Source organism: Paraburkholderia haematera, assembly GCF_905220975.1.
GTDB lineage: Bacteria > Pseudomonadota > Gammaproteobacteria > Burkholderiales > Burkholderiaceae > Paraburkholderia > Paraburkholderia haematera.
Window position 1 is genome coordinate 184,320 of record NZ_CAJNBK010000004.1, and the last position, 22,683, is coordinate 207,002.

Here is a 22,683-nt window from a genome sequence, read left to right on the forward strand (position 1 = left end):
GTACTTCGACGCCTACGCTTAAGGCCTCTCGTTTCTTTCGTGCTGGGTACGGCTGGATGCGTGCCATTGGCCGGCTATGCGCAATTAGCCGGTGCCTCCGCGGTGCCGGAACCGCTCGACGGCGTGTGGAGCTTGCGGCTGGATCCGCAACTGACCGAGCAGCCCTTGCGGGCGGGGGACAAGCCCACTACCTCGGTGATTGCCGATTCGGTGACCGCCACGACCGCCACAGACGTTTCGCTGAAGGGCCACGCGCAACTGCGGCGCGATGCGTCGATCGTCAAGGGCGATGCGCTGCACTACGACGTCGATACCGACAAGGCCGACGCTTACGGGCAGGTGCGACTCGTGAACGATGGCAATGTGTTCGATGGCCCGGACGCGCATTTTTACGTCGACGCGAACGAAGGCTACATTAGCGTACCCAAGTATCGTTTTCATCTGACGGGGGGATGGGGGAGCGCTCAACGCGCGGATCTGATCGATAGCGAGCGCACGGTCGTTCATCACGGCACGTACAGCACTTGCCAATGCGAGTCGGACCCTGCGTGGTATCTGAAGGCCTCCGAATTCGACATGGATAGCGGCAACGACGAAGGGATCGCACACAATGGCGTGCTGTTCTTCCAGGGCGTGCCGCTGCTGGCGAGTCCGTGGCTATCGTTTCCATTGTCGGGTGCGCGGCGCAGCGGCTTGCTGCCGCCCACGTTTTCGATCAGTTCGACCAATGGCGTCGACATTGCGTTGCCGTACTACTTCAACCTCGCACCGAACTACGATCTAACGCTGACGCCGCGCGTCCTGTCGAAACGCGGCGAGATGTTGACGGCGGACTACCGCTATCTCCAGCCGAATGCTTCGGGGTCGATCTCGGTTGCGTGGCTGCCGCACGATGCCATCACCAAAACCGACCGTTACTCGATTGCGCTGAATCAGAACTGGAATCTCGGCTCGGGCTTTGGCGCCTACGTCAACTACAACCGCGTGTCGGATTCGACGGTGGTGACCGATCTCGCGTCGGGTGTCGCGTTTCCGACGGGCTCCACCACGCTGTATCAGCAGGAAGCGGGTCTGACCTACACCAACGGGCCGTGGAGTGTGCAGGCGCGCGAACAACGTTGGCAAGCTTTTACCAGCGACTCGACGTATAACCGCGAACCGCAGGTCAATGTCCACTACGCACGCTATAACGTGGGCGGTTTCGACTTTGGTGCCGAAGCGGATGCGACGCGCTTCACGATCTCGTCGGCGGATGCGACGCAAGGCAGCCGTTTCGTTTTCAATCCTTACATCAGCTATCCGATCGAGCGTCCCGGCTGGTTCATCACGCCGAAGCTCGCATGGCATTTCGCCGCCTATGACCTGACGTCGATCGGATCGAGCGCGCCCGCCGGGCAGCCGAAAACGTTCGATATCAACGTGCCGACCTTCAGCCTCGATTCGGGCATGCGCTTCGAACGAAGCGTGCGGCTCTTCGGGCAATCGTATATCCAGACGCTCGAACCGCGGCTGTTCTATGTGTATACGCCTTACCGCAACCAGACTTTCGCGCCGCTGTTCGATACGGCGACGGCCGATTTCGGGCTGGCGGAACTGTTCATGCCCAACAGCTTTGTCGGCAATGACCGGGTCTCCGATGCCAACCGCCTCACGGCGGCTCTCACGACGCGCTTTATCGATCCCGCGAGCGGCGACGAACGGTCTCGCTTCGTCCTTGCAGAACAGTATGACTTTCGTACGCCACGCGTGACCCTCAACGTGGACGATGCCATCGGCACCGTTGCGCGCACGAGTGTGATTGGCGGTGCGTCGTACAAGCTGGGTGCGGGATTTTCGGCGGAACAGGCCGTGGAGTACAGCCAGGCCAATCGCTACCTGACGAATGCGGAAGCCGGTTTCGGCTGGTCGCCGGCTTCACGGCAGGTGTTGAATGTAGCGTATCGCTACACGCGCGCCAACAGCACGCTCGACTATCAACCGGTGAATCAGTTCATCGTGTCCGAGCAATGGCCGCTGTTGCACAACATTGTCAGCGTGGCGCGGGTCAATTACGACATGAGCACACACCGGCTGATCGCAGGATTGCTCGGACTTCAATACGATGCGGATTGCTGGTCGTTCGGCGTCGCGTTCGAGAAATACACCAACGCCACCAGCTCGACCACGTCTCCCAGCACCGGCACGCGGGTGTTGATGCAGCTTCAGCTCAAAGGCTTTTCGCAGGTGGATAACGGCTTGCTCAATCAGTTTCGCGCGAATGTGCCGGGCTATACGCCGGCGACAACGGAAAGCGAACCGATATCCCGGTTTAGCGATTATCCGTAAAACGGGCTGTTGTGGCTGTTGTATTAGTGGTGGTTCTGCGAGAACAGCGTTTCGAGCGGGTAATGACTCTTCACGAACGGCGACTTGATGATCACGTAGCTGAAGTACTTCTCGATGCCGATATCGCGTTCCAGCAGACCTTCCACGATGCTCTGATAGTGGCTGACACTACGCGTGACGAACTTCAGCAGATAGTCATAACCGCCGCTCGCCAGATGGCACTCGACGATCTCGTCGACGTCTTTGATCGCATTCACGAACTTGATGAAGTCTTCCCGCCGATGATCGGCGAGCGTGACTTCCGTGAACACGATCTGCACGTCGCCGAGTTTTTCGAGCTGGATTTGCGCACCGTAGCCGATGATGTAGCCGGCCTTTTCCAGGCGCTTGACCCGGATCAGGCAAGGACTGGGCGAAAGGCCGACCGCGTCGGCAAGCTCGACGTTGGTTATGCGGCCTTTCTTTTGCAACTGGGAAAGTATGCGCAGATCAATCCGGTCCAGCTTGCTGTCGCTGCTCATCGTAACGTTATCGCTCCGGCGATGGGTGAAAGGGTCTCGAACGGTCCTCTACTCTAGCACGCAGTGGCATGAATTTTGACCTTCAGCGCGGCCCGGACATCGGCTTGTGCGAGAACGTCGTCGAGGGTTTTTTCGAGGCGCTCGAACATCAGATCGAACTCGGCCTCGGTGTACGACAGCGCCGGCGCAAAGCCGAGAATATTGTCGCCGAACGCACGGAAAATCAGGCGGTTCTCGTACGCGGCGGCGGCGATCCGTTCGGACAGTTTCAGCGCGGGATCGAAACCGGCCTTGCTGTCTTTGTCCGATACGAGTTCGAGCGCGCCGAGCAGGCCGCGATGGCGCGAGTCGCCTACCAGCGGATGCGCGAGCAGCGCGTCGAGGCCGCGGGCGAAACGTGGGCCACGCGCCACGCCGTTCGCGAGCAGGCCGCCTTCCTGATACAGGCGCAGCACTTCGAGACCGATTGCCGCGCTAACCGGATGGGCCGAGTACGTATGGCCGTGGCCGACGATCGCTTCGGCGTCGCCATCGGCAATGCCCTGATAGATTTCGTCAGACATCAGCACGGCGCCCATCGGCGCATAGCCCGCGGTCAAACCCTTCGCCACCGTCATCAGATCCGGTTCGACGTTTTCGCCCTGGCAGGCGAATAACGGACCCGTGCGGCCGAAACCGGTGATGACTTCATCGGCGACGAACAGAATGCCGAGCTTGCGGCAACTTTCACGCATCGCTTTCAACCAGCCTACCGGCGGCACGATCACGCCGCCCGAGCCCTGAATCGGTTCGCAGAAGAAGGCCGCCACGTTGTCCGCGCCGAGTTCGGCCACCTTTGCTTCGAGCGCGGCCACCGAGGCGGCGATCAACGCGGCGTCGTCGGCGAAATCGTTGCGGTACGCGTACGGCGACGGCAGATGGTGCTGGTTCGGCAGCGGCAGATCGAAATGGCGGTGGAACGCGGGCAACGCGGTCAGCCCCGCACCCACCGTCGACGAGCCGTGATAGCCGCGTTGCAGCGCGATGATGTGTTTCTTCTGCGGCCGGCCGGTCGCGTTGAAGTAGTGCGTGATGAAGCGGATGGCCGAATCGACCGCGTCGGAGCCGCCTAGCGTGAAATACACGTGTTGCAGCGAAGCGGGCGACACCTCTACCAGCTTTTGCGCCAATTCGATCGCCGGGGCCGAGCCGAAATGAAAATAGCCGGTCGCGTAGGGCAGTTTCTTCATCTGTTCGGTGGCGGCGTCGACAATGCTTTGCTGGCCGTAGCCCACATTGACGCACCACAGGCCGGAGAAGGCGTCGAGCAGTTCGTTGCCGGCCGCGTCGCGCAGAAACGCGCCGCTGGCGGACTCGAGAACGGTGACGCCGCGGGCCTCGTGCGCGCGGTAATTGATGACGGGGTGAATCAGATGCTTGCGGTCGGCTTCAATGAGCGAATGAATCGGCATGATGGTTTCTCGTCGCGGGGAAGGGCTGTTGACCGTTCCATACTACTGATCCACGGCGATCGCCTGCTCACCTAAACAATTGTCTGAAAAGCGCGCGCGACGCGTTTTGATGCGTGGTCATAGCATTTTCTGCTGCGGACGCTGAAAAGCCGCGCGCGGGGTGGGTGTTTATTCGGGCATTCATCCAGCGCCGCGCTTAATAACCCTGGGTCCGGTCAATCTGACCGAGCATCGGCAGGCCTTCGCGATGGCGGCGCAGATTGTCCAGCACCACCTCCACGGCGCTCTCGGGCCGCGTCGCGCTGGCGATATGGGGTGTGATACGCACGCGTGGATGCGTCCACAACCGATGACCGGCGGGCAGCGGCTCGGGATCCGTGACGTCGAGAATGGCGTTGTGCAACTGGCCGCTGTCTAGCGCCGCCAGCAGGTCCGGCTGATTCAGGTGCGGTCCGCGCCCCGTTTGAATTAGCGACGCGCCGCGCGGCAGCCTCGCGAACAACCCGGCATTGAGCAAGCCGCGCGTGGCGGGCGTGAGCGGCAGCAGGCAGACCAGAATATCGGTGCGGGCGAGAAATTCGTCGAGCGCGCTTTCGCCCGCATAGCAATCGACGCCCTCGATCTCACGCGGCGAACGGCTCCATCCCGCACAGGCAAAGCCGAATAAGCGCAGCTTTTCCAGCACGGCCGTGCCTAATACGCCAAGCCCCAGCACGCCGATGCGGCGCGCGCCGGCCGGCTTGAGCGGCAGTTCGCGCCAGACCTGCTGGTGTTGCTGAAGACCATAGTCGAACAGATCGCGATGAATCGTCAGCACGGCTTGCGTGACGTACTCCACCATTCCTTCGACGATGCCCGGCTCGATCATCCGCACCACGGGCACGTGCGCGGGCACACCCGACAGGTCGAACTGGTCGATGCCCGCGCCGACTGAAAACACGACTTCGAGATTGGGGAACAGGCGAGTGGGATCGTCAGGCGGTTGCCAGGCGGCGAGGTAGCGGATGGCGTCTGGGTCGCCCAGTTCGGGCCAGATGTGGAACGGCAAGTCCGGTGCTTTCTGCGCGAAGAGTTTTGCCCATTGCGCGCCGCGCGCCGGGTCGGCTTTATAAAGGAAGGCCATGGTGGGTCAGAGAATCGCCTGATTGATGATGCCGTATTGCAGATAGGGCGCGGTGTTGTCTGCGTTGTTACCCGCGGCATGGCCCGCGTTCGCAAGATCGGCCGGCGTGGCATGCCGAACCATTTTGACGACCGTATCCACCCGCGGCAGCCCCAACTGCTCCAGCCATTCGGTTAGCCCGCTCTCGCCCGGCGTATCGATGCGCACGAACACGCCTTCGTTCAGCGCCAGCCAGTGGCTGATCAACGCTTTGGCGCGACTTGTGTCCTCCGACGCGGGCGCGACCACCGGTCCGATCGCAAAGCCGCGGCCGAAGCGGCGAAACAGGGCGAAGCCGACCAGTTCACCGTCGCGATCGAGGGCGATGCCGTCGGCGGCGCTCAACAAGGCGGGCAAGACTTCGCCACGATCCAGGCCGCTCGCCTGCGATGCCAGTTCGACCAGCCGTGCCGTATCGCTCGACCCGAGCGGGCGCAGACGCTCTCCTGGCGGCAAGGAAACGAGCGGCGGCTGGAATACGGCGCCTTGATGCTGGTCGAGCGTACCGATCGCGCAAAAACCGAGCTTTTCATACAAAGGCTGACCGGCGGCGGTGGCGTGCAGAAACGTGACCCGGCTGCCGAGTTCTTCCAGCACCAGTTCCATCAGCTTTCTGCCGATGCCAAGCCCTTGCCGCTCGGGGGACACGATCACCATGCCGAGCGAGGCCCGGTCGGCGCCGTATTTCCAGCACAGCGCCGTGCCGATCACGCCGCTCGCGTCTTCCGCGACGAAACCCACGCCCAGCTGCGCGACGAATCTCCAGTCGTCCGCGCGATGCGGCCATTTGAGTTCGACCGTCAGCGCGTGCGCGGCGGCGATGTCCTCGTGGGTGAAGCGTCTAGTGGTGATCGAATCGGACACGCCGTACTCCCTGAATGGCTGAAGGCTTACGCCGTCACTGTGTCATCCGGTGCGCGGTGTGACTAGGACGATCTTTTTATCCGGGGCGCTCGAAGGGGCCGCATCGCAAATCGATGCAAAACGCCCAGTTTGGTCGCTCATTACAGGCGTGTTCTGCTGCGCGGGGATTTTTGTCGGCGACATATGCCATGCCTGCGGCTCTACGATTTTGTCATGGCGGCGGCGTTGTCTCGACGCACCGCCCGGGACTCATAGCCAGTCACCCAGCCAGCCACCCAGCCGGCTTCACAGCCAGCTACACAGCCAGCTTCACAGCCCGTCACACAGGACACTTCTCTCATGGACAGCTTCAATCCGGACGACGTCGCGTTTCGCAGCGGACATTTCATCGGCGGCGAGTATGTCGAAGCAGACTTGCGCAGCGGCGAGCACCGCCTCGAGGTGGCACGCCCCTCGGACGGCGTGGCCTACGCGTGGGTGCCGGTCGCCGGTGCCGAGACGGTGGATCGCGCGGTGGAGAACGCGTGGCAGGCGTTCAGAACGAGCGGCTGGGCGCGCATGGCGCCGCGTGAGCGCGCGAAGATTTTGCGCCGTTTTGCCGATCTGGTCGAAGCCGATGCGCCGTATCTGGGCCGTCTGGAAGCGCTCGGCTCCACGCGCCCGATCGCTCAGGCAACCGGCTGGGACGTGCCGTTCACCGCCGAAGGCATTCGCTTCTACGCCGAGTTCGCCGACAAGCTGGGCGGCGACGTGGCCGCGACCGATCACGATCATCTGGGTATGACGATTGCCGAACCGTACGGCGTGATCGGCGCGATCGCGCCGTGGAATTTCCCGCTCGTGATGGCGTCGTGGAAGATCGCGCCCGCTCTGGCGGCGGGCAACGCGGTGGTGCTGAAGCCTTCGGAGATGACGCCGTTCTCGGTGTTGCGGCTCGCCGAACTGGCCGTGCAGGCGGGTGTGCCGGCCGGTATCTTCAACGTGGTGCAAGGCGACGGCCGCGTTACCGGCGACGCGCTGGTGCGCCATCCGAAGATCAGCAAGGTCACCTTCACCGGTTCCACGCGCACGGGCGCCGCGATCATGGCGGCCTGCGCCCAGAGCGGCACCAAGCCGGTCACGCTCGAACTGGGCGGCAAGAGTCCGCAAATCGTGTTCGCGGACGCCCCGCGTCTCGACGACGTGGCGCGCCGGATTGCCGGCGCCATTACCGGGAATGCCGGCCAGGTGTGCGTCGCGGGCTCGCGGCTGCTGGTCGAGCGGAGTCTCGCGGAGCCGCTTGCCGAGCGCATCGGCCGAGTTTTCGCCGAGTTGAAGCCCGGCGCGACCTGGGCCGCCGGCACCACGTTGTCGCCGATCATTTCCGCGCCGCAGGCCGCGCGCATCGAAGGGATCGTCGGGCGCACGCTGGAGGCGGGCGCGACGCTGCGCTATGGCGGCGTGCGCGTCGACGGCGGGGGTGCCGACGCGTTGAACGGCGCGTTCTATACCCCGACGCTGCTCACGGATGTCACGTCCCACTCCGAGGCGGTGCGCGAAGAGGTGTTCGGTCCGGTGCTGACGCTGCAGACCTTCGATACGGAAGAAGAGGCGCTCGCGCTTGCCCAGCATCCCGAGTACGGACTGGCTGCCGGCGTGCACACAGGGGATCTTGGCCGCGCGCTGCGCTTTGTGCGTGGCCTCGAAGCGGGCACGGTCTGGGTTAACCGCTACGGCCGCACCTCCGACTTCATGATCCCCACGGGCGGCTACAAGCGCTCCGGCATCGGCAAGGATCTCGGCCGCCAGGCTTACGAGGCAAACCTGCGTTTCAAGAGCGTGCTGATCGACCTGCGGCCTTGAAGCGAAACCCGCAACACCGGTAACACCCGCAACACCCGCAACACCCGCAACACCAATGTGGACGGGCCTTCCAGCCCATCCACCGCAGACTGTGCTGCGCAACGGCCTCAAAACGCATGGTTTGTGTCATCAGCAGCGCCCGAATCAGAAACATCTATGTTTTTGCGCTGATTAAATCTTTAACAGGAATGAGCTTTACCTGCTTTCCCTGCTTTCGCCAATGAGCTCGCAGCGAGTTCACCACCACGATAGGACTGCACCATGATCGAATTCGAACCGAAATACATCACCTTCGACTGTTACGGCACCCTCACGAAGTTCCGCATGGCCGACATGACCCGCGAAATGTTCGGCAACGTGCTGCAAGGCGACGACCTGGAGAAGCTCGTTGCGTTCTACGCGGGCTATCGCCGCGACGAAGTACTCGGCGCATGGAAGCCGTACCGCGACGTGGTGGTCAACGCATTGCGCCGCGCGTGCAAGCGCATGAACGTCGAGTTCAATGAAGTGGAAGCCGAGAAGATCTACACCGCCGTGCCGACCTGGGGCCCGCATCCGGACGTGCCAGAAGGCCTCTCGCGCCTGGCCAAAAAGTATAAGCTGGTGATTCTGTCGAACGCCTCGAACAACCAGATCCAGAGCAACGTCGACAAGCTCGGCGCGCCGTTCCACGCGGTCTTCACCGCCGAGCAGGCACAGTCGTACAAGCCGCGCATGCAAGGCTTCGAATACATGTTCGACCAGCTCAACTGCAATCCGGAAGACGTGCTGCACGTGTCGTCGAGCCTGCGCTACGACCTGATGACCGCACACGACCTGGGCATCAAGCACAAGGCCTTTGTCAAGCGCGGCCACGAACCGTCTACGCCGTACTACCAGTACTACGAAGTCAACGACATTCCGCACCTGGCTGCGGAACTCGGCCTGTAAGCGCCGGTTGCGGCAATCACTGCCTCGCTCATTGCCCCTCTCAAGGACAGACCGGATGAAGCTCGATTCCTATTGGCTCGACACCGCACCGCCGCTCGTTTCGGCGTGTGAAGGTCCGGTGGAAGGTCAGACCGATGTCGTCGTGATCGGCGGCGGCTTCACCGGGCTGTCGGCGGCGCAGGCGTTGGGCAAACGGGGTGCCTCGGTGACGGTGCTCGACGCGGGGCGCATCGGCGGTGGCGCGTCCGGGCGCAACGGCGGGCAGGTCAATACCGGCGTCGCGCAGGACTTCGTCGCGCTGGTCGCGCAACTCGGTGTGGAGCGGGCCAGTGCCTGCTACCGCGCGTTTTCGGATGCGGTCGATACGGTCGAACGCCTGATTCGCGAGGAGGGCATCGACTGCAATTACATCGCGACCGGCAAGCTGAAGCTGGCATCGAAACCGCATCACTTCGCGCATCTGGAGAAGACGGCGGAGTTGATCCGGCGCGAAGTCGATACGGATATCGAACTAATCGGGCGGGAACGGATTCGCGACGAAATCCAGTCGGACAGTTTTCACGGCGGACTGCTGCAACGGCATGGCGGTCAGATGCATATGGGCAAGTTCACGGTCGGACTTGCAAGTGCCGCAGTTCGGCGCGGCGCGAAGCTGTATGAAAACGCGGCGGTCACCGCGATCGCGAAAGACGGCGGTGGCTTCAAGGTCACCACTGAGCGCGGCGAAGTGCGCGCGAAGCAGGTGCTGATTGCGACCGGCCCGTCGCGGCATGGTCCGTTCGGCTGGTATCGCCGGCGGCTCGCGCCGATCGGCTCGTTCATCGTGGTGACGGAACCGCTGTCGCCGGACCTGTTGACGCAGGTGTTTCCGAACCAGCGCGCGTATACCACCACGCGTTTGATGCACAACTACTTCCGCGTGACGCCCGATTCGCGTTTGCTGTTCGGTGGCCGCGCGCGCTTTACGGCCTCCGAGCAGCCGTCGGACGCGAAGAGCGGAAGGATTCTGCAGCAGGGTCTCGCCGAGCTGTTCCCGATGCTGGCCGGCGCGCGTATCGACTATTGCTGGGGCGGCCTCGTCGACATGACTGCCGATCGCCTGCCGCATGCCGGGCAGCACGACGGTATCTATTTTTCGCTGGGATATAGCGGCCACGGCACGCAGATGTCGACGCACATGGGCCAGGTGATGGCCGACGTGATGGACGGCCACGAAGAGCGCAATCCGTGGCGCGAGTCCGAATGGCCCGCGATTCCGGGGCACACCGGCAAACCCTGGTTCCTGCCGCTGGTGGGGACGTACTACCGCATCAAAGACATTTTCTATTGATTCCTCACTGTTGTATTTGCCATTACAAACCACGCTGCTATCCCTGTCACCCTCGCGGAGAAGTTCGATGAATAAGGAAACCTCACAACATGGCGCTCTTCAACTCGGCACCGAGTTGGAGCGATTGACGTCAAAAGGCACGTCGCGACGCGGCGTGCTGCGCGCGATGGCCGCGGCCGGGATGATGTCGGTGACGGGCGCGGGCCTCCTGACCGCGAGCGGTGCGGCGCTTGCGCAAGCGAAGCCGAAACAGGGCGGCAAGATCCGCGTGGCCACGCAGTCCGCTTCCGCCGCCGACACGCTCGATCCGGCCAAGGGCGCACTCGGCACGGACTATGTCCGCGGCTTCATGTTCTACAACTGCCTGACCGAACTCGACTCGCATCTCGGCGCGAAGATGTCGCTCGCCACCTCGCTGGATACGAAGGATGCGACGGTGTGGGTCGTCAAACTGCGCAGCGGCGTGCAGTTCCACGACGGCAAGGCGCTCGCGCCGGCGGACGTCGTGTATTCGATCATGCGCCACAAGGACCCGGCCACGGCGTCGAAAGCGAAGACGCTGGCCGATCAGATCAAGGAAGTGAAGGCGACCGGCCCGAACGAAGTCACGATCACGCTGGAAGGGCCGAACGCCGATCTGCCGGTGATTCTCGCCACCTCGCATTTCCAGATCATTAAAGACGGCACCAAAGATTTCAAAACGGCGATCGGCACCGGCCCGTTCAAGGTCAAGGAATTCTCGCCAGGCGTGCGTACGGTCGGCGTGAAGAACGAGAAGTACTGGAAGCCGGGCATGCCGTATCTCGACGAAGTCGAACTGATCGGTATCGGCGACGAATCGGCGCGTGTGAATGCGCTGCTCTCGGGCGACGTGCAACTGATCAACTCGGTGAGCCCGCGTTCGACCGCCCAGATCAAGAGCGCCGGTGGTTTTGCGGTGCTGGAGACGAAGACGGGCGAGTACACCGACCTGATTGTTCGCGACGAGGGCGGTATTACCGCCAACGACGATTTTCGGCGAGGCATGATGTACCTGCAGGATCGCGAGCAGATGCGCCGGGCGATCTTCCAGGGTTACGGCGCGATCGGCAACGACCAGCCTATCGATCCGACCAACAAGTACTACCTGGCCGGTTTGCCGCAGCGCACCTTCGATCCGGACAAGGCCAAGTTCCATTTCCAGAAGGCCAAAGTAGGCAGCGCGCCGATCCAGATTTTCGCTTCGCCGGCAGCGGAAGGGTCGGTTGAAATGGCGATGTTCCTTCAGCAGGTGGCGCCGCAAGCCGGTCTGAATCTGCAGGTGTCGCGCGTGCCGTCCGACGGCTACTGGTCGAACCACTGGATGAAGCATCCGCTGGGTTTCGGCAATATCAACGCGCGTCCGAGCGCCGATGTGATCTTCACGCAGTTCTTCAAGTCGGACGCACCGTGGAACGAAGCGAACTGGAAGAGCGCGAAGTTCGACCAGATGCTGGTCGCGGCACGCGGCGAACCGGACGATGCGAAGCGCAAGAAGATTTACGGCGACATGCAGGTGTTGGTGCATGAAACCGGCGGTGTCGGCATTCCATTGTTCCAGAGCTCGCTCGATGCCTACACCTCGAAGCTCAAGGGCCTCGGCTCGATTCCGCTGGCCGGTCTGATGGGTTTCATGTTCGCGGAAAACGTCTGGCTGGAAGCGTGAGCAACTGACGCGCAGTAACGAAGGGTTTCCAGTCTGGCGAACTGGAAAGTCGGACCCGGCAATACAGGCAATAAGCACGCCGCTGATCGAGCGGCGTGCGGCTTCAACCATAGAGGCGACTTTCGATGAAAGCACATGCGCAACGACTCATCGCCGCGCGCCTTGGCCTCGCGCTGCTGACGCTGCTGCTGGTCTCGGCGGTCGTGTTCGCCATCACCGGGCTGCTTCCCGGCGATGCGGCCCAGCAGGCGCTCGGCCAGGCCGCGACCCCGGAAGCCGTAGCGGCATTGCGGCATCAGTTCGGTCTCGACCAGCCGGCACTGCAACGCTACTTCGAGTGGCTCCTTCATATCGTCAGCGGCAATTTCGGCACCTCGTTGTCGAACAATCTGCCGGTCAGCGAGTTGATCGCCACGCGTCTGCCGAATTCGCTGGTGCTGGCCGGTCTGACGGCATTGGTCTCGGTGCCCGTGGCCTTGCTGATCGGTATTTCCTCGGCGATGTTCCGCGGCTCGCTGCTCGACCGCACGCTCAACGTGCTCACGCTCTCGACGGTGGCCGTGCCGGAGTTTCTGATCGCCACGATTGCCGTGCTGATCTTCGCCGTCAAGCTGCGCTGGCTGCCCGCACTGTCGTATCTCTCGGAAGTGCATTCGTTCGGCGCGCTGCTGCGCATCTACGCGATGCCGGTGATGACGCTGTGCTGCGTGATCGTCGCGCAGATGGCGCGCATGACGCGCGCCGCGGTGCTCGATCAGTTGAATTCGTCGTACGTTGAAATGGCGGTGCTCAAGGGCGCCTCGCCTGCGCGGGTGGTGCTGTGGCACGTGTTGCCCAATACCATCGGGCCGATTGCTAATGCGGTGGCGTTGAGCCTGTCGTATCTGTTCGGCGGCGTGGTGATCGTGGAATCAATCTTCAACTATCCCGGCCTCGCGAGCCTGATGGTGGATGCCGTCACCAATCGCGACATGCCGCTCGTGCAGGGCTGCGTGATGGTGTTCTGCGCGGCGTATCTCGCACTCGTGATGATCGCCGACCTGTGTCAAATCGTATCCAACCCGAGGCTGCGTCGATGATGAGCCAACCTACCAATCCCCACGTGCCTCACGCGACGACCGAGTTGTACGACGTGAGTCCCGAGCAGGTTCTACCGGAGCCGGTTTCGTACGAGGCGGCGGCGCTGAAAACGGGCGTGCTCAAGCGTCTCGTGCATCGTTTTTCGGTGCTCGGTCTGATCGGCCTCGTGCTGGTGGCGTTCTGGCTGATCGTCGCGTTCATCGGGCCGCTCGTCGCCCCGTATAAAGGCGGCACGCTGACGTCGACGGAGATTTTCGGCCGCTATAGCGCGGCGTATCCGCTCGGCACCGACTATCTCGGCCGCGATATGTTGAGCCGGATTCTCTACGGCGCGCGCTACACGGTAGGCCTTGCGCTGGCGGCCGCGGTGCTGGCCAGCGTGATCGGCACGTTCTTCGGCTTGCTCGCCGCCGTGTCGGGACGCTGGGTCGATGAAATCCTCAGCCGCCTGTTCGACGCGCTGATTTCGATCCCGAGCAAGGTGCTCGCGCTCGTGGTGATCGCCGCATTCGGATCGTCGATCCCGATGCTGACAACCGTCGCCGCTTTGGCCTATATCCCGGGCGCATTCCGCATTTCGCGCTCGCTCGCGGTGAACCTGATGGGCCTCGAATATGTACAAGTGGCCAAAGCGCGCGGCGAGGGCATTTTCTATATCGCGCGGGTCGAAGTGCTGCCGAACATGATTCATCCGATGCTCGCCGATTTCGGTTTGCGCTTCGTGTTCATCGTGCTGCTGCTGAGCGGCCTGAGTTTTCTCGGGCTCGGCGTGCAGCCGCCGAATGCGGATTGGGGATCGCTCGTGCGCGAGAACATCGGCGGTTTGTCCGAGGGGGCGCCCGCTGTTTTGATGCCGGCCATTGCGATTGCGACGCTGACCATCGGTATGAATCTGTTGATCGACAACCTGCGGCGTCGCGGCCGCAGCCATGGAGGTGCATGATGGCTGATCGCGCTGAGCAGGACATGATCGAAGTAAAGGGCCTGCGGGTCGTCGCTGGTGCGGCGCCGGGGCCGGTGACGGAAATCGTCAAGGGTGTCGATTTTTCGGTGAAGAAGGGCGAGGTGCTGGCGCTGATCGGCGAGTCCGGGTCGGGCAAGACGACCATTGCGCTGTCTCTGCTGGGCTATGCGCGCGCGGGTTGTTCGATTAGCAGCGGTTCGATTCGGATCGGCGAGCTGGATGTGCTCTCGCTCGATGCTCAGGGCCGTCGCGCATTGCGGGCGCGGACCGTGGCGTATGTCGCGCAGAGTGCGTCGGCGGGTTTCAATCCGGCGCGCACGATCATGGATCAGGTGACCGAGCCCGCGTTGCTGCATCGGCTGATGACGAAGGACGCGGCACGCACGAAAGCGATCGGCCTGTTCCGCGCGCTTGCGCTGCCCGAGCCGGAGACGATTGGCGATCGCTATCCGCATCAGGTGTCGGGTGGGCAGTTGCAGCGGCTGATGGCCGCGATGGCGTTGATTACGGATCCGGCGGTGGTGGTGTTCGACGAGCCGACCACCGCGCTCGATGTCACCACGCAGATCGAAGTGCTCGCGGCCTTCAAGAAAGTGGTCCGCGAACTCGGTACGACCGCCGTGTACGTGTCGCACGATCTGGCGGTGGTCGCGCAGATGGCGGACCGCATTGTTGTGCTGAACGGCGGCGCGGTGAAGGAAAACGGCGCGGTCGCGCAAGTGCTCGATGCGCCCGTGGATGCCTACACGCAGCAATTGCTCGCCGCCACGCGCCGTCCGGAAATGGAACTGGAAACGCCGAAGCTGCTCGGCAAGCACATCCCGCCGCTGCTCGAAATTCGCGGGCTGGCGGCCGGCTATGGACGGATCGACCGCTTCGGCGCGCCCGCCGTGCGCGTGCTCGACGACGTCAGCCTGTCGATCCCACGCGGCAGCACGCTCGGTGTGATCGGCGAATCCGGCTCCGGCAAGACCACGCTTGCGCGGGTGGTGGCGGGTCTCGTCGACCGTGCGCGCGGCGAAGTGTTGTTCGACGGCAAGCCCTTGCCCGCGCAACTGTCGCGCCGCACGCCGGAGCAGTACCGGCAGATTCAGATCGTGTTCCAGAACGCCGATACCGCGCTGAACCCGAGCCATTCGATCGCCGATATTCTGGGCCGCCCGCTCGCGTTCTATCACCATCTGAGTGGGTCGGCGGCGAAGAAACGCATGGTGGAATTGCTCGATCTGGTGAAGCTGCCGGCCTCGATCGCCACGCGCACGCCTGCCGGACTCTCCGGCGGCCAGAAGCAGCGCGTGAATCTGGCGCGCGCGCTCGCCGCCAATCCCGCGTTGATTCTGTGCGACGAAGTGACCTCCGCGCTCGATACGGTGGTGGGCGCGGCGATTCTCGATCTGCTGGCCGAATTGCGCCGCGAACTCGGGGTGTCGTACATGTTCATCAGCCACGATATCTCGACCGTGCGCGCGATCTGCGACGAAGTGATCGTGCTGTACGCGGGGCAGCGCGTGGAAGCCGGGCAGCGCGACGTGCTCGCCGCGCCGCCATATCACCCGTACACGGAATTGCTGGTCGACTCGGTGCCCGCCTTGAAACCGGGCTGGCTCGATGCTCGCCGCGAGATCGGTTGTGCCGCGTTGCCGCCGATGGGCGAGAGTGCCGATGTCCCCGAGTTGTGTTCGTTCCGCGCGCGCTGTCCGGTGCGTATCGACGGCATGTGCAATATGACGCCGCCTTCCCTGAAGAAGCTGCCTTCGGGCGCGGAGATTCTTTGCCATCATCCAGCCACCGAATTGAATCGCTTGCAGACCACGGAGGCGACCCCGGCATGAACGGACGATTTGTGCGCATAGCGGAGACGGGCCGCAAGACCTTTCCGATTATCGTGGACGGCGTTGTGCGCGAGGCCGCCGAGGGCGACACGCTGATGGTCGCGTTGCTGACCGGGGTGAGCACCCTGCGCGATTCCGAATTCGGCGACGGCCGCCGCGCCGGTTTCTGTTTGATGGGCGCGTGCCAGGACTGCTGGGTCTGGACGGCGCAAGGCGAACGCATGCGGGCGTGCAGTACGCCCGCGTTGCCTGGCATGTCGATCGTCACGAAGCTGGCCGAAGCCGGGGAGGGTGTATGGCCCCGCGCGTAGTGATCATTGGCACCGGCCCGGCGGGCGTGCGCGCTGCCGAGGCGCTGGTCGAAGCCGGGCTGCGGCCAACGGTTATCGACGAAGGACGGCGTGACGGTGGCCAGATTTATCGGCGGCAACCGGAGGGGTTTTCGCGCAGCTACGAGACGCTGTACGGCACTGAAGCCGCGCGCGCCGCTTCGCTGCATCAGAGCTTCGACGCGCTGAAGGGCAAGATCGACTATCTGCCCGAGACGCTGGTCTGGAATATCTCGCCGAACGCCGTGCATCTGGTGAGCGGTACGCGCTACCAGACGCTGGCGTTCGATTCGCTGATTGTTTGCAGCGGTGCGACAGACAGGCTGATGCCGGTCAAGGGCTGGCACCAGGCCGGCACCTATAGCCTCGGCGGCGCGCAGGTTGCGCTGAAATCGCAGGGCTGCGCGATCGGCTCGCGCATCGTGATGATGGGCAGCGGTCCGCTGCTGTATCTCGTGGCGGCGCAATATGTGAAGGCGGGCGCGCAGGTGGCCGCGGTGCTCGATACGTCAACGTTCATGCAGCGCGTGGCCGCACTGCCGCGTTTGCTGGCGATTCCGGCCGCGCTCAAAAAAGGGATTGCGTTGACGCGTGTGCTGGCAAAGGCGCACGTGCCGGTTCATCGCGGCGTACAGCCTTTGGAGATCAAAGGCTCGCCGCAAGAGGGCGTGAGCGGTGTCGTGGTTGCGTTACCGGATGGCAAGCACCTGGAACTGGCATGCGATGCGGTCGCGCTCGGTTATCACTTGCGTCCCGAGACGCAGCTTGCGGACCTCGCGGGGTGCCGCTTCCAGTTCGACGACAAGTCGCGTCAGTGGCTTCCGCAAATCGACGACGACGGTCGTAGCAGCGTCAAGGGCGTCTACCTGGCCGGCGATGGCGCAAGAGTGCGCGGTGCGGACGCTGCCGAACGTTCGGGCCGCCTCGCGGCACTGGCGGCGTTGAGCGATCACGGCATGCAGGTTGAAGGTGTCGAGCGTTTGCGAGCCGAACTCGCGCGTTTCACACGCTTTGCCGCAGGCTTGCGCGAAGCCTTTCCGTGGCCGGCGAAATTCGCCGCTGCGTTGCCGGACGAAACGATCGTCTGCCGCTGTGAGGCGATTACGGCCGGCGAGTTACGCCGTGTCGTGCACGCAACCGGCGCCCAGGAAGCCAATCGCGCGAAGGCCTTTTCGCGCGTCGGTATGGGGCGCTGCCAAGGGCGTTACTGCGGCCACGCCGGCGCGGAAATCATCGCGGCGGCGGCTTCGGTGCCGTTGTCTTCGGTGGGACGGCTGCGCGGCCAGGCGCCCGTCAAACCGCTGCCTGTGGCGCTGACCGAGGAGGTGGCCGAATGAGCGCGACGACCGCGAACGAAGCCGACGTGATTGTGATCGGCGGCGGCATCATGGGCACCACGACCACGTTCTTTTTGCGTCAGCGTCAGCGTTCGGTGATTCTGCTCGAACGTGGACTCACGGGGCAACAGGCAAGCGGCGTGAACTTCGGCGGCGTCCGCCGGCAGGGCCGCGCGCTGCCGCAACTGGCGATGGCGAACCGAGCGCTGCGTACATGGCAACGCTCGGCGGAACTGCTCGGTGAGGACGTCGAGTTTCTGGCCTCGGGGCACACACGCGTGTGCTACCACCAGAAGGACGTGGAGAATTTCGATCAATATGCGATCGACGCCCGCGCGTACGGACTCGACCTCACCGTGCTGCATGGCGATGCCCTGTTCGAACGCTTTCCGTTTCTCGGTCGCGAGGTGCTGGCGGCGTCGATTTCACCACTCGACGGCCACGCTAATCCGCGTCTCGCCGCGCCCGCGTTTGGTCGTGCGGCCGCGCGGCTCGGTGCTCAGGTGATCGAGAACACCGAGATCGTGCGCGTCGAAAAAGAAGGCGGGCGGTTTCGCGTGGAGAGCGCCAGCGGCGACGTGTATTGGGCCGCGCAACTCGTGATCTGCGCGGGCGCCTGGGCAAGCCGTCTGAGCGAACAGTTCGGCGAACCCGTTCCGCTGGTTGTGAGCGGACCGCAGATGTCCGTGACCGAGCCGGTGCCGTATGTGTTCAAGTCGTCGATGGGCGTGTTCACGTCGAACAAGGAAGAGAGCATCTATTTCCGCCAGATTCCGCGCGGCAACATCATTGTCGGCGGCGGTCCCGGTGGGCCGGCGGATGCCGTGACGTGCCGCGCGTCGGTCCTGCCTCGCAATACCGTGCGGCAAGTCGCGCAGTTGCGGCGGCTCGTGCCCGCGATGGCGCCGCTGCACGTGATTCGCGTGTGGAGCGGCGTGGAAAGCTATCTGCCCGACAACGAACCGGTAATCGGTCCGAGCAGCAAGGTCGAGGGCCTGTACTACGCGTTCGGTTTCTGCGGCTCGGGTTTCCAGATCGGTCCGGGTGTTGGCGAGACGCTGGCCGAACTCGTCGACACGGGTAGCACGGAGATTCCCCTCGACGTGTTTTCCGTCTCCCGGTTTGCGAAGCAAGCCGCGCCTCGCCCGACCATTGCGACGTCATGAAACAGTCCATCAGCCTCAATGCCGCCCGGGCGTTTATCGAAGCCCATTTCGACGAACCGGTGACGCTCGCGCAACTCGCTGCGCTGTCCGCGCTCAGCGTGTCGCGCTTCGCGACAGTGTTTCGTCAGCAGTACGGTTCATCGCCTTATCGCTATCTGTGCGGGTTGCGGATTCAGCGGGCGCAGACCTTGTTGCTCGAAGGCGTGCCGGGATCGGTGGTGGCCACGGAGGTGGGCTTTTTCGATCAAAGCCACTTCGGCCGGCATTTCAAACGATGCTGCGGGATGACGCCCAGCATGTTCATCGCGCGCGCCGGGGCGAATGCGGCGAAGCATGCGGTGAAGCACGGCGGCGCGGCTCAGGCTACTGCGCCGCGTTCAGCTTCCGCCATAACGTCGTCTTGCTGATGCCGAGCGCCTCGCAAACCGCATCGCGATCGCCGTCGCATGCGGCGAGCGTGGCGCGGATTTCGTCGGCTTCCACGTGACGGCTGCGTTCGCGTAGCGTCAGCGCTGCTTTCTTTGAGCGTGCTTGAGGCTGCTCGAAAATTTCGGGCGCGACGGTGCGGAGTACTTCGCGCGTAAAGACAGTTTCTGTTGCGCCGTTTGAGCCCGTGTCCGTGTCTGCATCGGCAAGCTCAACCGCAATCCGCTCTATCACGTTCTGCAATTCACGCACGTTGCCCGGCCACATGTAACGCTTTAACGGCTCACTGAGATCATTGAGGACGCGTGCCGCAGCATCCGCATCGGGTAGCCGGGTCGCCAGTCTCGGCTCGCGCGACGCGGCCTGCAACAGCAGTTCGACCGCGAGCGGCAGCAGATCGGTGGGCCGCTCGCGCAGCGGCGGCAATGCGATGCTCAGAATGTTGAGCCGGTAGTACAGGTCCGCGCGGAAGCTGCCCGCCTCGATCCCTTCGGTCAACGCACGATGCGTCGCCGCAACGACCCGGATGTCCACGCGCGTCGGCTCCGTCGAACCGAGCCGCACGACTTCGCGTTCCTGCAGCACGCGCAACAGACGACTCTGCAACGACAGCGGCATCTCGGCGATTTCGTCGAGAAACAAGGTGCCGCGGTGCGCCACTTCGATCAGCCCCGCCTTGCCGCCTTTGCGTGCGCCGGTGAACGCGCCTTCCTCATAGCCGAACAACTCGCTCTCAAGCAATGCCTCGGGAAACGCGCCGCAATTGATGGCGACGAAGGCGAAGTCGCGCCGCGCGCTCAGCTGATGCATGCTCTGCGCGACCATCTCCTTGCCGGTGCCGCTTTCGCCGAGAATCAGCACGGTGGCGTCCGATCTGGCGTAGCGCTGCACGAGCGTGCGGACCCGTTCCATCGAAGCGGATACGCCGACGATATCGCCGAGCCGGTAACGCGCGCTGAACTGCTGCACGCGCTGCCGCGAGCGCAACGTGCGGTCGAGCCGTTCGACCGCGCGCGATTCCTGAAACGTCAGTACGGTGCCGGGCGCCGTGCCGTTGCTCGCGAGCGGCCCGCGCTGCACGACATAGCTCGCGCCACGCACCGTGCAGAACGAATCGCCGTCCGAGTCCGGCAAGCTGCCCGCGAGATCGGGTGCGAGGTCGAGCAGCGCGCGGCCCACTGCCTGCACTGCGTCGATGCCGAGCACGCCGGCGAGACGCTGGTTCATCGCTTCGACGCGCCCTTGCGCGTCGAGCGCCACCACGCCGTCGCGCAGATGCTGCAGCAGATTGTCGAGCCGCTGACGGCGAACTGTCTCGCGGCGAGTGGCCTGCGCGACTTCGAGTGCGGTGTCGAACGCGGCGCGTACCGACGCGCGCGAGTACAGAAACACCGCGCCCATGCCGGCGTTCGCCGCGAGATCGGCGATGAGCCCCGGGCCGACCACGGCGCCGATGCCGCGATCGCGCAGATCGAGAACGACACTCTCCGCATCCTGCGCCGATTGATACGACGCAAATGTCACATCGATGTCGTACGCAGCGATGAAGCGGCGCACTTCGTCCGGCGTGTCGCCGTGCGTGACGAGTGCGACCTTCGCGCCGTCGCGCCGCGCTCGCGCGAGCGCGTGCATGACGTCGAAACCAGTCGGCCCGATCAGCACGACCGGTACGCTGACGCGTGTTTTCAGATACGCACCATTGGAGCCGCCGGCGATCACGACATCCGGACGCCCGGCCCCGACTGCGTCGATCTCATGCACGGCGTCTTCGAAGCCATGCGAGACGATGCGCAGATCGGCGCGTTCGACGTACTCACCGGCAATGTCGAAGAACAGATCGCGCAGGCGGCTGATGCTGACGGCCCAGATGCGTGGGCGTTGCGCGGGGTCGAAGGGAGGCGTGCTCACGGCGGGCGGCTCGTTGTCTGGAGAAAAGGGGCGGGAAGGATGAGAAGCCCGCGTATTATGCACCCGTCGTTTTCGAATTTGAAACTCGTGATTTCACTTATGAAACCTTCCGGTGGCGCGGCCGGGGAGTGGTTTGTTTGTTAAATCAACCGCTTAGCGGTGGGCGCGTCACCTGGCCCATTCTTTGCTGTATTAGCCTCCGTTTTCACCGGTCACCGCATTGAAACCCTGAAAGACAAGCTCGGCGCGCTGATTGCCGCACGAACGCAACCCCCGCAGTTGGAGACGAAATTATGAGTGAAGCCGATAGCAGCACGCCTAATGCAGGCGCCTTCAAACCGAAGAAATCCGTCGCCCTGTCCGGCGTGACGGCGGGCAACACCGCGCTGTGCACGGTCGGCAAGACTGGCAACGACCTGCACTACCGTGGCTACGACATTCTCGACATCGCCGGTGCGTGCGAATTCGAAGAGATCGCTTATCTGCTGGTCCACGAAAAGCTGCCGACGCAAGCCGAACTGAGCGCCTACAAGACGAAGCTCAAGGCGCTGCGCGGCCTGCCCGCGAATGTGAAGGCCGCGCTGGAGTGCGTTCCTGCCGGCGCGCACCCCATGGATGTGATGCGCACCGGCGTGTCGGTGCTCGGCACCGTGCTGCCGGAGAAAGACGACCACAACCTGCCGGGCGCGCGCGACATCGCCGACAAGCTGATGGCCTCGCTCGGCTCGATGCTGCTGTACTGGTACCACTACTCGCACAACGGCAAGCGTATCGAAGTCGAAACCGACGACGATTCGATCGGCGGCCACTTCTTGCACCTGCTGCACGGCGTGGAGCCGTCGAAAGAGTGGGTCGACGCGATGCATGTGTCGCTGAACCTGTACGCCGAGCATGAATTCAACGCCTCGACGTTCACCGGCCGCGTGATCGCGGGCACGGGCTCGGACATCTACTCGGCGATCACCGGCGCGATCGGCGCATTGCGCGGTCCGAAACACGGCGGCGCGAACGAAGTCGCGTTCGAGATCCAGTCGCGCTATCAGACGCCGGACGAGGCCGAAGCCGATATCCGCCGTCGCGTGGAAAACAAGGAAGTGGTGATCGGTTTCGGTCACCCGGTGTACACGATCTCCGACCCGCGCAACAAGGTCATCAAGGAAGTCGCGAAGCAGCTTTCGAAGGAAGCGGGCAACCTGAAGCTGTTCAGCATCGCCGAGCGACTTGAATCGGTGATGTGGGAAGCGAAGAAAATGTTCCCGAATCTCGACTGGTTCAGCGCGGTCTCGTATCACATGATGGGCGTGCCGACGGCTATGTTCACGCCGCTGTTCGTGATCGCCCGTACGGCTGGCTGGAGCGCGCACATTATCGAGCAGCGGATCGACAACAAGATCATCCGTCCGAGCGCGAATTACACCGGTCCTGATGACCTGCCGTTCGTGCCGCTCGCCAAGCGCGGCTAAAAGCGTCTAACGGTGCGCGCGGTGCAAGCCGTGTAAGCGCAAAGCCGCAAGCGTTTCTCCTCCATTGCG

Annotated in this window: 18 protein-coding genes; 13 read left to right on the forward strand and 5 right to left on the reverse strand. The window is 63.5% G+C overall.

What is annotated here, in order from left to right:
- Positions 1–39 precede the first annotated feature (39 nt).
- Complete coding sequence (locus KHO23_RS10520) at positions 40–2,325, forward strand: LPS-assembly protein LptD (protein ID WP_211610954.1); 2,286 nt, start codon at positions 40–42, stop codon at positions 2,323–2,325.
- Positions 2,326–2,348: 23 nt separating this feature from the next.
- Here the strand turns inward: KHO23_RS10520 and KHO23_RS10525 are convergent, their stop codons facing one another.
- The 4 genes from KHO23_RS10525 to KHO23_RS10540 form a co-directional block, all read right to left on the reverse strand.
- Positions 2,349–2,846, reverse strand: a complete 498-nt coding sequence (locus KHO23_RS10525) for an Lrp/AsnC family transcriptional regulator (RefSeq protein WP_211610955.1) — start codon at positions 2,844–2,846, stop codon at positions 2,349–2,351.
- A gap of 53 nt (positions 2,847–2,899) precedes the next feature.
- Entirely contained in the window at positions 2,900–4,297 is a 1,398-nt protein-coding gene (locus KHO23_RS10530; protein ID WP_211610956.1) for an aspartate aminotransferase family protein, read from the reverse strand.
- A gap of 196 nt (positions 4,298–4,493) precedes the next feature.
- Positions 4,494–5,420 carry a 2-hydroxyacid dehydrogenase gene (locus tag KHO23_RS10535; RefSeq protein WP_211610957.1) on the reverse strand — a complete coding sequence of 309 codons (927 nt, stop codon included), beginning with the start codon at positions 5,418–5,420 and terminating at the stop codon, positions 4,494–4,496.
- 6 nt (positions 5,421–5,426) lie between these two features.
- Positions 5,427–6,323, reverse strand: coding sequence for a GNAT family N-acetyltransferase (locus KHO23_RS10540; protein ID WP_211610958.1), 897 nt, complete (start codon positions 6,321–6,323; stop codon positions 5,427–5,429).
- 339 nt (positions 6,324–6,662) lie between these two features.
- On the opposite strand from KHO23_RS10540, the gene KHO23_RS10545 reads away from it, so the two are divergent.
- From KHO23_RS10545 to KHO23_RS10595, 11 genes are all read left to right on the forward strand, one after another.
- Positions 6,663–8,165 (forward strand): aldehyde dehydrogenase family protein, encoded by a 1,503-nt coding sequence (locus tag KHO23_RS10545; protein ID WP_211610959.1) that lies wholly within the window; start codon positions 6,663–6,665, stop codon positions 8,163–8,165.
- A 261-nt stretch (positions 8,166–8,426) separates the two neighbouring features.
- Positions 8,427–9,095: a haloacid dehalogenase type II gene (locus KHO23_RS10550; protein ID WP_211610960.1), complete on the forward strand. Its 669-nt coding sequence runs from the start codon at positions 8,427–8,429 to the stop codon at positions 9,093–9,095.
- A gap of 55 nt (positions 9,096–9,150) precedes the next feature.
- Entirely contained in the window at positions 9,151–10,425 is a 1,275-nt protein-coding gene (locus KHO23_RS10555; RefSeq protein WP_211610961.1) for an NAD(P)/FAD-dependent oxidoreductase, read from the forward strand.
- Positions 10,426–10,492: 67 nt separating this feature from the next.
- Entirely contained in the window at positions 10,493–12,109 is a 1,617-nt protein-coding gene (locus tag KHO23_RS10560) for an ABC transporter substrate-binding protein (RefSeq protein WP_211610962.1), read from the forward strand.
- Positions 12,110–12,234: 125 nt separating this feature from the next.
- A complete protein-coding gene (locus KHO23_RS10565; protein ID WP_211610963.1) occupies positions 12,235–13,188 on the forward strand; it encodes an ABC transporter permease in 954 nt (317 codons plus the stop codon).
- Positions 13,185–14,132 (forward strand): ABC transporter permease, encoded by a 948-nt coding sequence (locus KHO23_RS10570; protein WP_211610964.1) that lies wholly within the window; start codon positions 13,185–13,187, stop codon positions 14,130–14,132. The genes KHO23_RS10565 and KHO23_RS10570 overlap by 4 nt, the downstream gene beginning before the upstream one ends.
- The gene (locus KHO23_RS10575; protein WP_211611170.1) at positions 14,132–15,985 is read left to right on the forward strand and encodes an ABC transporter ATP-binding protein; all 1,854 of its coding nucleotides are present in this window, start codon (positions 14,132–14,134) and stop codon (positions 15,983–15,985) included. Before KHO23_RS10570 ends, KHO23_RS10575 begins: the two co-directional genes overlap by 1 nt.
- Positions 15,982–16,296 (forward strand): (2Fe-2S)-binding protein, encoded by a 315-nt coding sequence (locus KHO23_RS10580; RefSeq protein ID WP_211610965.1) that lies wholly within the window; start codon positions 15,982–15,984, stop codon positions 16,294–16,296. Before KHO23_RS10575 ends, KHO23_RS10580 begins: the two co-directional genes overlap by 4 nt.
- Positions 16,281–17,651: an FAD/NAD(P)-dependent oxidoreductase gene (locus tag KHO23_RS10585; protein ID WP_211610966.1), complete on the forward strand. Its 1,371-nt coding sequence runs from the start codon at positions 16,281–16,283 to the stop codon at positions 17,649–17,651. The genes KHO23_RS10580 and KHO23_RS10585 overlap by 16 nt, the downstream gene beginning before the upstream one ends.
- Positions 17,648–18,817 (forward strand): NAD(P)/FAD-dependent oxidoreductase, encoded by a 1,170-nt coding sequence (locus KHO23_RS10590; RefSeq protein WP_211610967.1) that lies wholly within the window; start codon positions 17,648–17,650, stop codon positions 18,815–18,817. Before KHO23_RS10585 ends, KHO23_RS10590 begins: the two co-directional genes overlap by 4 nt.
- Complete coding sequence (locus KHO23_RS10595; protein WP_211610968.1) at positions 18,814–19,224, forward strand: helix-turn-helix domain-containing protein; 411 nt, start codon at positions 18,814–18,816, stop codon at positions 19,222–19,224. The genes KHO23_RS10590 and KHO23_RS10595 overlap by 4 nt, the downstream gene beginning before the upstream one ends.
- Here the strand turns inward: KHO23_RS10595 and prpR are convergent.
- Positions 19,181–21,151, reverse strand: a complete 1,971-nt coding sequence (gene prpR / locus KHO23_RS10600) for a propionate catabolism operon regulatory protein PrpR (RefSeq protein ID WP_211610969.1) — start codon at positions 21,149–21,151, stop codon at positions 19,181–19,183. The genes KHO23_RS10595 and prpR overlap by 44 nt on opposite strands.
- Before the next feature lie 293 nt (positions 21,152–21,444).
- Between prpR and prpC the strand changes: the two genes are divergently transcribed.
- The gene (gene prpC / locus KHO23_RS10605) at positions 21,445–22,614 is read left to right on the forward strand and encodes a bifunctional 2-methylcitrate synthase/citrate synthase (RefSeq protein ID WP_211610970.1); all 1,170 of its coding nucleotides are present in this window, start codon (positions 21,445–21,447) and stop codon (positions 22,612–22,614) included.
- Positions 22,615–22,683: the final 69 nt, after the last annotated feature.